The organism is Streptomyces rubellus (assembly GCF_036323805.1).
Lineage (GTDB): Bacteria > Actinomycetota > Actinomycetes > Streptomycetales > Streptomycetaceae > Streptomyces.
Window position 1 is genome coordinate 268,776 of sequence record NZ_JAZDCX010000002.1, and the last position, 13,122, is coordinate 281,897.

Consider the following 13,122-nt stretch of genomic DNA (forward strand, 5'->3'; position numbering starts at 1 on the left):
ATGGACCGCAAGGACGCCTCCACCGACCACGCCCCCGGAGCCGGCGCTCACGACTGGGACCCGGAACAGTACCGCTACCACGCCGGCCCCCGGCTCCGTCCCCTGTACGACCTGCTGGCCCGCGTCCCCGAGCTGCCCTCGCCGCGGCCCCGCATCGCCGACCTGGGCTGCGGGCCCGGTGGTCCGACCGTCCTGCTCGCCGAGCGCTGGCCGACCGCGTCGATCACCGGCTACGACCTCTCCGAGGCCATGCTCTCCGAGGCCCGGGCCTACGCGGGCCCCCTCCCCGGCGGCGGGCACCTGGACTTCGTCCACGCCGACCTCGCCGACTGGCGCCCCGGGCACCCGCACGACCTGATCATCTCCAACGCCGCCCTGCACTGGGTCATCCCTGCCGGAGGTAAGGGACGGGTCATCCCTGCCGGAGGTAAGGGACGGGTCATCCCTGCCGGAGACGGGAGAGCAGCCGAGCGGCACGCCGAACTCCTCCACCGCTGGGTCGCCGCGCTCAACCCCGGCGGCTTCCTCGCCTTCCAGATCCCCGGCAACTTCACCGCCCCCAGCCACACCCTCCTCGCCGAACTGCGCACCTCCCCGCGCTGGCGCGACCGGCTGGGGGAGGGCGCCACCCGCGTCCCCGTGGCCGAACCGGCCGAGTACGCCGCCCTGCTCGCCGGCCTCGGCTGCGAGACGGACGTGTGGGAGACGACCTACGTGCACGTCCTCACCGGCGAGGACCCGGTGCTGGAGTGGACCAGGGGCACCGCCCTGCGCCCGGTGCTCACCGCCCTGGACGACGACCCGGCCGCCCGGGACGCCTTCCTGGCCGAGTACCGCGACCTGCTGCGCGCGGCGTACCCGCCGGGCCCGCACGGCACCCTCTTCCCGTTCCGCCGGATCTTCGCCGTCGCCCGCCGTCCCGGCTGACCTCCGGCGGGAGGTCGGCTCTCCACGGGGAAGGCGCTGGTGTCGAGGGTGAAACGACGGCCGCCGGAGAGGGCGGGCTCGACAGTGCGGCTGGGTGTCCACATCGAGGACGGCGATGTCGGTGCCGGGGACGTCTCCCCGGGGAAGTCGACGGCCACGTCGAAGACGAGCGGCCCTCCTCGCCGAGAGCCCGCTCGGCCTGCCGTGTGACGCTGCGGATGGTGTCCGACCGCGCCGGACTCCGCGGTGTCGTGATCACCTTGCCGCCGATGATCTCGACGACACGGCCCTCCGCCCGCGTCCGGGCCTCCGCTGGGCTCCGTCACGTCATGCGTACGCCCAGGGCAGCGGCATGGCACCGGCCGCCGGACCGTCCGCTCAGCTGCGCCGGTGCCCTATCAGCCGGGGTTTCTGCTCCAGCCCGTCCAGGCCGTGCCAGGCGAGGTTCACCAGGTGGGCGGCCACCTCGGACTTGTTCGGCTTGCGGGCGTTCAGCCACCACTGGCCCGTCAGCGCCACCATGCCCACCAGGGCCTGGGCGTACAGCGGCGCCAGCTTGGGGTCGAAGCCGCGCGCCTTGAACTCCAGGCCCAGGATGTCCTCCACCTGGGTGGCGATGTCGCTGATCAGGGAGGCGAAGGTGCCCGTCGACTGGGCGACGGGCGAGTCCCGCACCAGGATGCGGAAACCGTCGGTGTACTGCTCGATGTAGTCCAGCAGCGCGAACGCCGCCTGCTCCAGGAGCTCACGCGGGTGGCCGCCGGTCAGCGCGCCGGTCACCATGTCCAGCAGCCGGCTCATCTCCCGGTCGACCACCACCGCGTACAGCCCCTCCTTGCCGCCGAAGTGCTCGTACACCACCGGCTTGGAGACCCCGGCCTTGGCCGCGATCTCCTCCACCGAGGTGCCCTCGAAGCCGCGTTCGGCGAAGAGTGCGCGACCGATGTCCAGCAGCTGCTCGCGGCGCTCCTTCCCCGTCATCCGTCGGCGCCTGCGCCGGGGCGGGTCCGGGGCCCTGGCCCTGTCCTTGGTACTGCCGTCGTCGGTCGCCACACCCCCATCATGCCGCCTCGGCGGCCTCCGGCCTCCGGCGGGCGTCGATCCGCTTCCTCGACGGCCAGCGCACGTCGTACGCCCAGCCCGCCTTCTCGAACCAGCGGATCAGCCGCGCGCTGGAGTCGATCTGCCCCTTGAGCACCCCGTGCCGGGCGCAGGTCGGGTCGGCGTGGTGCAGGTTGTGCCAGGACTCGCCGCAGGACAGCACGGCCAGCCACCACACGTTGCCGGAGCGGTCGCGCGAGCGGAACGGGCGCTTGCCGACCGCGTGGCAGATGGAGTTGATCGACCAGGTGACGTGGTGCAGCAGTGCCACCCGCACCAGGGAGCCCCAGAAGAACGCGGTCAGCGCGCCCTGCCAGGACATCGTGACCAGTCCGCCGACCACCGCGGGGAAGGCCAGCGAGACGATCGTCCACAGCACGAACTGGCGGGAGACGCGGCGGATCACCGGGTCCTTGATCAGATCCGGGGCGTACTTGTGCTGCGGTGTCTGCTCCTCGTCGAACATCCACCCCATGTGGGCCCACCACAGGCCCTTGAGCAGGGCGGGGACGCTCTCGCCGTACCGCCAGGGGGAGTGCGGGTCGCCCTCGGCGTCGGAGTACTTGTGGTGCTTGCGGTGGTCGGCGACCCACCGCACCAGCGGGCCCTCCACCGCCAGCGAACCGGCGACGGCCAGGGCGACGCGCAGCGGCTTCTTCGCCTTGAAGGCGCCGTGCGTGAAGTAGCGGTGGAAGCCGACGGTGATGCCGTGGCAGCCCAGGAAATACATGCCCACCAGGAGCCCGAGGTCCAGCCAGCTCACTCCCCAGCCCCAGGCCAGGGGGATCGCGGCCAGCAGGGCGAGGAAGGGGACGATGATGAAGATCAGCAGGGTGATCTGCTCGACGGAGCGGCGCTTCTCGCCGCCGAGAGTGGCGGAGGGGAGTGGGGGCTCCTTCTGGGGCCGGTTCCACGGGGGGACTTCGGTGGTGTCGTGGTGCACGTCCGGACTAATACTCATGAAGAAACTCTCGATTGAATCCCGGGGACGGGGGTGACGTACTTACGGTGCCGTAACCTACGGCATCGTAAGTATGGCAGTCCTGAGCACGCGGACAAGAGGGCCGCATGGTGGACGTGGCTGATCCGCGGAAAGCGGCGCGGCCTATCCTGGTGGTCGTCGGACAACGCGGTCCGTGACCTGCCAGAAGCATCGCCGCAAGGAGCCGCACCTGTGAGCAGTGCCGACACCTCCTCGACCCCCGGTGGTACGAACCCTGTAGCCGGCGGGGAGGCACCCACGCCGGATCTTCCGGGTACCCCGGAGCATCCGGTGGAATCCGGCAATCCCGATAACAGTCCCAAGAACGGCACCGGCGCCGGTGCCGACACCAGTAGTGCCCTACGGGCCGACATCCGCCGGCTGGGCGACCTGCTCGGCGAGACCCTGGTCCGCCAGGAGGGCGCCGAGCTGCTGGAACTCGTCGAACGCGTACGCGCCCTGACCCGGACCGACGGCGAGGCCGCCGCGGCCCTGCTCAGCCGGACCGATCTGGAGACGGCCACCAAGCTGGTACGGGCCTTCTCCACCTACTTCCACCTGGCCAACACCACCGAGCAGGTCCACCGCGGCCGCGAGCTGCGCGCCCGGCGCACGGCCGAGGGCGGGAACTTCGCCCGTACCGCCGACATGCTCAAGGAGGCCGACCCGGCCCATCTGCGGGAGACCGTCCGCAACCTGGGCGTGCGGCCGGTCTTCACCGCCCACCCCACCGAGGCCGCCCGCCGGTCGATGCTCACCAAGCTCCGCACGATCGCCGGGCTGCTGGAGAACACCGACCCCGACGAGCGGCGCCGCACCGATCTGCGGCTCGCCGAGAACATCGACCTCATCTGGCAGACCGACGAGCTGCGCGTGGCCCGTCCCGAGCCCGCCGACGAGGCCCGCAACGCCGTCTACTACCTCGACGAACTGCACACCGGGGCCGTCGGCGACGTCCTGGAGGACCTGCAGGCCGAGCTGGAGAGGGTCGGGGCCCCGCTCCCGCCCGGCACCCGCCCGCTGACCTTCGGCACCTGGATCGGCGGCGACCGCGACGGCAACCCCAACGTCACCCCCGCCGTCACCTGGGAGGTGCTGCTGCTCCAGCACGAGCACGGCATCAACGACGCCCTGGCGCACATCGACGAGCTGCGCGCCGCGCTGTCCAACTCCATCCGCAACAGCGGCGCCACCGGGGAACTGCTGGCCTCCCTCCGCAACGACCTCGACCTCCTCCCCGAGATCAGCCCCCGCTACAAGCGGCTCAACGCCGAGGAGCCCTACCGGCTCAAGATCACCTGCATCCGGCAGAAGCTGCTCAACACCCGCAAGCGGCTGGCCGAGGACGCCCCGCACGTCCCCGGCCGCGACTACCTGGGCACCGGCGAGCTGATCGAGGACCTCACCCTCGTCCAGACCTCCCTGCGCGAACACCGCGCCGGGCTGGTCGCCGACGGCCAGCTGGAGCGGGTGCTGCGGACCCTGGCCGTCTTCGGCCTCCAGCTCGCCACCATGGACGTGCGCGAGCACGCCGACGCCCACCACCACGCCCTCGGCCAGCTCTTCGACCGGCTCGGCGAGGAGTCCTGGCGGTACGCCGACATGCCGCGCGACTACCGGCTGCGGCTGCTGGCCAAGGAACTGCGCTCGCGCCGCCCGCTGGCGCCCCAGCCGGCCCCGCTGGACGCGGCCGGGGCGAAGACCTTCGGCGTCTTCACCACCGTCCGCAAGGCGCTGGACACCTTCGGGCCCGAGGTCATCGAGTCCTACATCATCTCCATGTGCCAGGGCGCCGACGACGTCCTCGCCGTCGCCGTGCTGGCCCGCGAGGCCGGACTGGTCGACCTGCACGCGGGCTGGGCGCGCATCGGCGTCGTGCCGCTGCTGGAGACCACCGACGAGCTGCGCATCGCCGACGAGCTGCTCGACCAGATGCTCTCCGACCCCTCCTACCGGAAGCTGGTCGCCCTGCGCGGCGACGTCCAGGAGGTCATGCTCGGCTACTCCGACTCCTCCAAGTTCGGCGGCATCACCACCTCCCAGTGGGAGATCCACCGGGCCCAGCGGCGGCTGCGCGACGTCGCCCACCGGCACGGGGTGCGGCTGCGGCTGTTCCACGGCCGCGGCGGCACCGTCGGCCGCGGCGGCGGCCCCACCCACGACGCGATCCTCGCCCAGCCCTGGGGCACCCTGGAGGGCGAGATCAAGGTCACCGAGCAGGGCGAGGTCATCTCCGACAAGTACCTCGTCCCCTCCCTGGCCCGGGAGAACCTGGAGCAGACGGTGGCCGCCACCCTCCAGGCGTCCGCCCTGCACACCGCGCCCCGCCAGTCCGACGAGGCGCTGGCCCGCTGGGACGCGGCGATGGACGTGGTCTCCGAGGCCGCCCACGGCGCCTACCGGAGGCTGGTGGACGACCCGGACCTGCCCGCGTACTTCTTCGCCTCCACCCCGGTGGACCAGCTCGCCGACCTCCACCTGGGTTCCCGCCCGTCGCGCCGCCCGGACTCCGGTGCCGGCCTGGACGGGCTGCGGGCCATCCCCTGGGTGTTCGGCTGGACGCAGTCGCGGCAGATCGTGCCCGGCTGGTTCGGGGTCGGCTCGGGCCTGAAGGCGGCCCGCGAGGCCGGGCTCGACGGCGTGCTGGACGAGGCGTACGGGCGCTGGCACTTCTTCCGCAACTTCCTGTCCAACGTCGAGATGACGCTGGCCAAGACCGATCTGCGGATCGCCCGGCACTACGTGGAGACCCTGGTGCCGGCCGAGCTGCGGCACGTCTTCGCCACCATCGAGGCCGAGCACGAGCTGACGGTGCGGGAGGTGCTGCGGATCACCGGCGAGCGGGAGCTGCTGGACGCCCAGCCGGTCCTGAAGCAGACCTTCGCCATCCGCGACGCCTACCTGGACCCGATCTCCTACCTCCAGGTGACGCTCCTGGCCCGGCAGCGCGAGGCCGCCGAGCGCGGTGAGGAGCCGGACCCGATGCTGAGCCGCGCGCTGCTGCTGACGGTCAACGGTGTCGCGGCGGGCCTGCGCAACACCGGCTGACGCCGCCCCGGCGCCGTCCTGGTGACGGGGCGGACACGGACGAGGGCCCCTCTCCCGGCCGGGAGAGGGGCCCTCGCGCTGTGCGGTGCCGTGGTGGACCGGCGTGCCGGGGATCAGGACTCGTGGACGCCCTTGCGGCGGCGCACCGCCAGGTAGGAGCCCGCGCCCAGCAGTGCGGCGGCGGCCGCGGCGAGCGCGGCGACGGGGGTGGAGGAGCCGGTCTCGGCCAGGTTGCCGCCGCCGTTGGGCGTCTCGCCCGAGCCGTCCGCCGGGGCGGAGGGGGCCTGGGACGGGGCGGCGGAGCCGGTGGGCTCGCCGCTCGCGCCGGGCTCGGTGGGCTCGCCGGAGCCGCCGGGCTCGGTGGGCTCGCCACTTCCGCCCGGTTCGGTGGGCTCGCCCGGTTCGGTGGGCTTGCCGGGCTCGGTCGGCTCGCCCGGTTCGGTGGGCTCGCCGGGCTCGGTGGGCTCGCCGGGCTCGGTCGGCTTGCCCGGTTCGGTGGCGGGACAGGTGTGGGACAGGTTGAACTTCTTCAGATTCCCGCCCTTCACCACGGCCTCGATGTCGACCAGCTTCGCTCCGGGCTCCGAGGCCACGTAGGCGTGCTTGTCGGACGGCGGACCGAACGTGGTGAGCGTCTTCGTGCCGCCGGGCTCGAAGGTGACCGTCAGCTCGACGAACCGGGCCTCACCGCCGGGCAGGACGAAGTGCCAGCCGTCCTTGTCGGCCGGGATCGTGCGGCACTTGTCCTTCTGCGGCGCCGCGCCGTCGTCCTCGGCGGCGGTACGGGGCAGCGACTGGCGCAGCTTGGGCGAGTAGGTGTCCGTCGCGAACGCGGGAGCGGCCGGGGCCAGCAGCAGAGCGGCCGCCGCGGACACCGCGGCGGTACGCGTCCAGGTGAGATTACGCATAGATGAGCTACCACCTTCGGTGGCGGAGACGTCAGGGACGCGTGGGGGGTGAGGTGGCCGTAGCCTGCTTCCGTCCCGCCATGCCGGTCAAGCGCGATCCGTCCCATCCGTACGGTTGCGCCACACCTGCACCAGAAAGCGGAGTGTAACAATCAGATCAACGTGCAGGTCGTGGTCGCGGGCACGCCCCGGGCCGGCAGGAACCGCCGGACCGGGAGGCCGCCGGCCGGGCCCGCTCACAGCACCGCGAACGCGGCTCCGATCAGCGCCAGCCCCAGCAGCCCCGACGCCCATGCCGTACGCCGCAGGTGCAGACCGCCCGCGATGACCAGCGAGGCCAGCAGCAGCGCGCCCGCGAACGGCAGCCACGCGTGCAGGATGCCGGGGAGGCCGGTGCGCAGCACCTCGCCCGTGCCCGGCCACAGGACGACCGGGAGCGCCTCCCCGCGGTCGTGGGAGACCAGCGCGTCGAGGACCACCTCGGGACGCTCGCCCTCGCCGCCGCCGTCCGCGGGGGTGAACAGGCCCGTGCACGTCCAGCCGTCGCACTCCTCGACCGTCATCATGCCGCGCACCCCGCCCCGGTCGGCCACCACGCGGCGCATGGCGTCCAGGGACGTCCAGGCCCCGGCCATCAGCAGCGCGGCCGCCACCGCTCCCATCAGCCACGCCTGCACCAGCAGCAGCAGGCCGTACACGCTCTCGCCGACCCGGCGCGCCGAGCCGCGCCGGGTCGTGCGGCGGGAGGAGCGGGAGGAGGCAGGTGACCCAGATGGCATGGCCGGATCTTTGGCCATGCCGATACGGAAGGTCAACCTCCGTACGGTCTATGCCCCTTCCGCGGCTTCCGCGGCCTCTCGGCCGGTCCTCACGAGTTGTAGGTGTTCTGCGCCCGTTCCAGACCGTCCAGCACCAGGCACTCCACGGCGTCGGCGGCCCGGTCCACGAGGTAGTCCAGCTCCTTGCGCTCCGCGGCGGAGAAGTCCTTCAGCACGAAGTCGGCCACCGGCATCCGCCCCGGCGGCCGGCCGATGCCGAACCGGACCCGGTGGTAGTCGGGGCCGAGCGCCTTCGAGAGGGACTTCAGCCCGTTGTGGCCGTTGTCCCCGCCGCCCCGCTTCAGCCGCAGCGTCCCGTAGTCGAGGTCCAGCTCGTCGTGGACGACGACCAGCCGGTCCGGCGGCACCTTGTAGAAGTCGCGCAGCGCGGTCACCGGGCCGCCGGAGAGGTTCATGAACGACATCGGCTTCGCCAGCACCACCCGGCGGCTACCGGCGCCCGGCACGCCCAGCCGGCCCTCCAGCACCTGCGCCCGCGACCGGTGCGCCCTGAACCTGCCGCCCATCCGCCCGGCGAGCAGGTCGGCGACCATGAACCCCGCGTTGTGCCGGTTCGCCGCGTACTCCGGGCCGGGATTGCCCAGGCCCACCACGAGCCAGGGGGCGTCGGCGTCACTCATCGTCGTCCCTCTCTGCGGAGCCCGCGGGTCCCGCGGCGGATCGTCACGGCGGCCGCCGCCCCGCGCCCAGGGCGCGAGGCGGCGGAGGAAACGCGGGCCGCGGGTCACTCCGCGCCGAGCTCGCCCTCGGCCTCGCCCGCGGTGGGCTCCTCGGCCTGCGCGGACAGGATGTTGAGGACCACGGTCTCCCCGTCCACCGCCAGGGAGGAGCCCTTCGGCAGCGGGATGTCCTTGGCCAGGACCGAGTCGCCCGCGGCCAGCCCCTCGATGGAGACGGTGACCTCCTCCGGGATGTGGGTGGCCTCGGCCTCGACCGGCAGGGTGCTCAGCACGTGCTCCAGCAGGTGCGAGCCCGGGGCCAGCTCGCCCTCGGTGTGGACCGGGATCTCGACGGTGACCTTCTCGCCCTTCTCCACCACCAGCAGGTCCACATGGACCAGGAAGCCGCGGATGGCCTCGCGCTGGACGGCCTTGGGGATCACCAGCTCCTGACGGCCCTCGATGTCGAGCGTGATCAGCACGTTCGAGTTCTTCATGGCCATCATCAGGTCGTAGCCGGGAAGGGCCACGTGCACCGGGTCGCCGCCGTGTCCGTAGATCACCGCGGGCACCTTGTCCTCGCGGCGGAGCCGGCGGGCGGCCCCCTTGCCGAACTCCTTGCGGACCTCGGCGGAAATCTTCACGTCAGCCATGACGCACTCCTCGTCTCTCACGTCGGTTGTGGCGGATGCCTGAGCTACTCGGCCACGACAGACCTGCTGCGAAGAGCGCGTCGATAACGGACGACCGTGCCGGGCTACGGCACGGCTCCCTCGCCGAGCAACTCCACGAGTCTACCGCCTCCCGCGCCCCGGACCCGACCGGGGCGCGGGAGGCGGGGGGAGCGGGAGACGGGGTGCGGGGGGCGGAACCGCGAACGGGTGCGCGGCACGGCCCCCGCGGCTCACGCCTGCTCGTCGAAGAGGCTCGTCACCGAGCCGTCCTCGAACACCTCGCGCGCCGCGCGGGCGATCGTCGGCGCCATCGACAGCACCGTGATCTTGTCCACGTCCACCTCGCTCGGCGTCGGCAGGGTGTCGGTGAAGATGAACTCGCTCACCTGCGAGTTCTTCAGCCGGTCCGCCGCCGGACCCGACAGCACACCATGGGTGGCCGCCACGATGACGTCCTCGGCGCCGTTGGCGAACAGCGCGTCCGCCGCCGCGCAGATCGTGCCGCCGGTGTCCACCATGTCGTCCACCAGCACGCACACCCGGCCCCGGACGTCACCGACGACCTCGTGGACGGTCACCTGGTTGGCCACGTCCGGGTCGCGGCGCTTGTGCACGATCGCCAGCGGCGCGCCCAGCCGGTCGCACCAGCGGTCCGCGACCCGCACCCGGCCCGCGTCCGGCGAGACCACCGTCAGCTTCGAGCGGTCCACCTTGCCGCCCACGTAGTCCGCCAGCACCGGCAGCGCGAACAGGTGGTCCACCGGCCCGTCGAAGAAGCCCTGGATCTGGTCGGTGTGCAGGTCCACCGTCAGGATCCGGTCCGCGCCCGCCGTGGCCAGCAGGTCCGCCACCAGCCGCGCCGAGATCGGCTCCCGGCCCCGGTGCTTCTTGTCCTGCCGCGCGTAGCCGTAGAACGGCACGATCACGGTGATGCTCCGGGCCGAGGCCCGCTTCAGCGCGTCCACCATGATCAGCTGTTCCATGATCCACTTGTTGATCGGCGCGGTGTGGCTCTGCATCAGGAAGCAGTCCGCGCCGCGCGCCGACTCCTGGAAGCGGACGTAGATCTCGCCGTTGGCGAAGTCGAACGCCTTGGTCGGCACCACGCCGACACCGAGATGCCCCGCGACCTCCTCCGCCAGCGTGGGGTGCGCGCGGCCCGAGAAGAACATCAGTTTCCTCAGGCCGGTCGTCTTGATCCCGGTCACAGCACAGTCTCCTTGCCCAGCATCGATTCGTCGCAGCGCACCACGGCGTGCGCCTTTCACGGTACGCCCTGCCCGCGGCGCGTCCGTCGGCTCACCCACCGGTCACTCTCCGGCGGGCCGCCCCTCGCCGCCCTGCTCGCGCGCCTGCTCGGCCGCCCGCGCGGCGGCACTGCCGGGACGCTTCCGGGCCACCCAGCCCTCGATGTTCCGCTGCTGGCCGCGGGCCACGGCCAGCGAACCGGGCGGCACATCCTTGGTGATCACGGAGCCCGCCGCGGTGTAGGCGCCGTCCCCGACCGTGACCGGAGCCACGAACATGTTGTCCGAACCCGTCTTGCAGTACGAGCCGATCGTGGTGTGGTGCTTGGTCTCCCCGTCGTAGTTCACGAAGACGCTGGCCGCGCCGATGTTCGTGTACTCGCCGATCGTGGCGTCCCCCACGTACGACAGATGCGGCACCTTCGTGCCCTCGCCGACCTCGGCGTTCTTCATCTCCACATACGTGCCGGCCTTCGCCTTCGGCCCCAGTCTCGTACCGGGCCGCAGATACGCGTACGGCCCCACCGACGCGCCCGCACCGACCTCCGCGGCCTCGGCCACCGCGTTGACCACCACCGCGCCCTCGCCCACCCGGGTGTCCGCCAGCCGGCAGTTCGGGCCCACCTCGCAGCCCGCGCCGAGATGCGTGGTGCCCAGCAGCTGCGTACCCGGATGCACCACCGCGTCCGGCTCGTACGTCACCGTCACGTCCACCCACACCGACGCCGGATCCACCACCGTCACCCCGGCCAGCATCGCCCGGTGCAGCAGCCGCTCGTTCAGCAGCCGCCGAGCCTCGGCCAGCTGCACCCGGTTGTTGATGCCCACGATCTCCCGGTGGTCGGCCGCCGCGTGCGCCCCCACCCGGTGCCCGTCCGCGCGCAGGATCCCCAGCACGTCGGTCAGGTACTCCTCGCCCTGGCTGTTGTCGGTGCGCACCCGGCCCAGCGCCTCGGCCAGCAGCCGCCCGTCGAACGCGAACACCCCCGAGTTGATCTCCCGGACCGCCCGCTGCTCCTCGGTCGCGTCCTTGTGCTCCACGATCGCCGTCACCGCGCCGGCCTCGTCCCGCACGATCCGCCCGTAACCGGTGGCGTCCGGCACCTCGGCCGACAGCACCGTCACCGCGTTGCCCTCGTCCTCGTGCGCGGCGGCCAGCCGGCCCAGCGTCTCCCCGGTCAGCAGCGGCGTGTCACCACAGGTCACCACCACCGTCCCGGCCGGCTCCACCCCGTCGGCCGCCAGCGCCTCAAGCGCCATCCGCACCGCGTGCCCGGTACCGAGCTGCTCGGCCTGCACCGCCGTGCGCACCCCGGCGTCCAGCTCCGCCAGATGCCCCACGACCTGCTCACGCGCGTGGCCGACCACCACCACCAGCTCCCGCGGCGCCAGCTCCCGGGCGGCCGCGACCACATGGCCCACGAGCGACCGCCCGCAGATCTCGTGCAGGACCTTGGGCCTCGCGGACTTCATACGGGTGCCCTCACCCGCTGCGAGAACGACGACGGCTGCCGGGCGGATGGCGCTCACGGGTGTGCCCTTCGGCTGTGGGACGGATGCGGAACAGGAGGCGGGACAGGCCCCGGACGGATCCCGGGACCACCTCCGGGACGACCCCCGCGCCCCCGGCGGACGGCACCGGCACCCGAGGTGGACGACGGCGGAACCGCGTGGAAAGGGGCGGTGTCCCTCCGCAGGATACCGGGGAGACCCACCTATTCCGCCGGTGCCCCCTGACCCGGTACCGCCGGGCCGCCCGGCTCCTCCGGGCCGGAACCGGCGCCCGCGCCGCCCCCGTCCAGACCCTCCAGACCGCGCCCGGTCAGCGTCGCCAGGCTGGCCCGCACATGCGCCATGTGCTGCCGCACCGCCTCCCGGCGCTGGTCGTGCGCGCGCACCACCCGCTCCGTCTCCCGCTCGATGCGCTCCCGGCGCAGCCGCGCCTGCGCCAGCAGCTCCTCGGCCCGCTCCCGGGCCTCCTCGGTCAGCGACCGCGCCGCGTCCTCGGCCTCACCGCGCTCCCGCCTGGCCCGCGACAGCAGCTCCTCGCCGTGCTCCACCAGACCCGTGACCCGCGCCGTCACCTCCGCCTCCCGCGCGGCCAGCGCCCGGTCCAGCTCCTCCGACTCCTCCGCCTGCCTGCGCTCCTGGGCCAGCCGCAGCGCCTCGCACCGCTCGACCGCCTCCCGCAGCACCCGCTCGGCCGCCACCCGCAGCTCGGTGGCCTCCGTCCGCGCCGCCCGCAGGAGGTCCTCCGCCTGCCGGCGGGCCTCGCCCAGCAGCGCCTCCGCCGTCGCGTCACCGCCGGCCCGCACCCGGGCCGACGCCTCCCGCGCCGACTCCCGCAGCGCCCGGCTCTCCTCCTCCGCCCGGGTCAGCACCTCGCGCGCCTCGGTCTCCGCGCGCGAGCGCAGCTCCCCGGCCTCGGCCTCCACCTCGGCCAGTATCAGCCGCGCCCGCTCACCCAGCGCCTCGTACGTCTGGACGGGCAGCGACTCGGCCTCCGACCGCAGCCGCGCCGCCTCCTCCTCCAGCTCCCCGACCTGCCCGCCCAGCCGGGCCAGCCGCTCCCGGGCCTCCTCCAGGTCCAGATGCAGCCCGGAGGCATAGCGGTCGACCTGGTCGGGCCGATAGCCGCGGCGTACGACGACGAAGCCATGAGGTGACCTGGACGCAGACATGGCGAACCCCTACCTCCACGCGATCCGGCGAACGACCCATCCAGGATGCGCCATGA

11 protein-coding genes are annotated in these 13,122 nt (G+C 72.9%); 2 read left to right on the plus strand and 9 right to left on the minus strand.

What is annotated here, in order from left to right; genetic code table 11:
* Positions 1–927, plus strand: a complete 927-nt coding sequence (locus V1L54_RS03585) for a methyltransferase domain-containing protein (RefSeq protein WP_330116351.1) — start codon at positions 1–3, stop codon at positions 925–927.
* Between the two features lie 378 nt (positions 928–1,305).
* Here the strand turns inward: V1L54_RS03585 and V1L54_RS03590 are convergent, their stop codons facing one another.
* Together V1L54_RS03590 and V1L54_RS03595 are read right to left on the minus strand one after the other, a co-directional pair.
* A complete protein-coding gene (locus V1L54_RS03590; RefSeq protein WP_443076470.1) occupies positions 1,306–1,908 on the minus strand; it encodes a TetR family transcriptional regulator in 603 nt (200 codons plus the stop codon).
* A 79-nt stretch (positions 1,909–1,987) separates the two neighbouring features.
* Positions 1,988–2,989 carry an acyl-CoA desaturase gene (locus tag V1L54_RS03595; protein WP_330116353.1) on the minus strand — a complete coding sequence of 334 codons (1,002 nt, stop codon included), beginning with the start codon at positions 2,987–2,989 and terminating at the stop codon, positions 1,988–1,990.
* Positions 2,990–3,202: 213 nt separating this feature from the next.
* On the opposite strand from V1L54_RS03595, the gene ppc reads away from it, so the two are divergent.
* On the plus strand, positions 3,203–6,058 hold the full coding sequence (ppc, locus tag V1L54_RS03600) for a phosphoenolpyruvate carboxylase (protein WP_443076461.1): 2,856 nt from the start codon (positions 3,203–3,205) through the stop codon (positions 6,056–6,058).
* 113 nt (positions 6,059–6,171) lie between these two features.
* On the opposite strand, the gene V1L54_RS03605 is transcribed toward ppc, so the two are convergent.
* From V1L54_RS03605 to V1L54_RS03635, 7 genes are all read right to left on the minus strand, one after another.
* Positions 6,172–6,966: an LAVTG motif-containing sortase-dependent surface protein gene (locus V1L54_RS03605; RefSeq protein WP_330116354.1), complete on the minus strand. Its 795-nt coding sequence runs from the start codon at positions 6,964–6,966 to the stop codon at positions 6,172–6,174.
* A gap of 236 nt (positions 6,967–7,202) precedes the next feature.
* The gene (locus tag V1L54_RS03610; RefSeq protein WP_330116355.1) at positions 7,203–7,745 is read right to left on the minus strand and encodes a hypothetical protein; all 543 of its coding nucleotides are present in this window, start codon (positions 7,743–7,745) and stop codon (positions 7,203–7,205) included.
* A gap of 89 nt (positions 7,746–7,834) precedes the next feature.
* Entirely contained in the window at positions 7,835–8,425 is a 591-nt protein-coding gene (gene pth, locus V1L54_RS03615; RefSeq protein WP_330116356.1) for an aminoacyl-tRNA hydrolase, read from the minus strand.
* 104 nt (positions 8,426–8,529) lie between these two features.
* Positions 8,530–9,117 (minus strand): 50S ribosomal protein L25/general stress protein Ctc, encoded by a 588-nt coding sequence (locus V1L54_RS03620; protein WP_330116357.1) that lies wholly within the window; start codon positions 9,115–9,117, stop codon positions 8,530–8,532.
* Between the two features lie 251 nt (positions 9,118–9,368).
* Positions 9,369–10,346: a ribose-phosphate diphosphokinase gene (locus V1L54_RS03625; RefSeq protein WP_330116358.1), complete on the minus strand. Its 978-nt coding sequence runs from the start codon at positions 10,344–10,346 to the stop codon at positions 9,369–9,371.
* Between the two features lie 102 nt (positions 10,347–10,448).
* Positions 10,449–11,915, minus strand: coding sequence for a bifunctional UDP-N-acetylglucosamine diphosphorylase/glucosamine-1-phosphate N-acetyltransferase GlmU (gene glmU / locus V1L54_RS03630; RefSeq protein WP_330116359.1), 1,467 nt, complete (start codon positions 11,913–11,915; stop codon positions 10,449–10,451).
* Between the two features lie 185 nt (positions 11,916–12,100).
* Entirely contained in the window at positions 12,101–13,066 is a 966-nt protein-coding gene (locus V1L54_RS03635) for a coiled-coil domain-containing protein (protein ID WP_330116360.1), read from the minus strand.
* Positions 13,067–13,122: the final 56 nt, after the last annotated feature.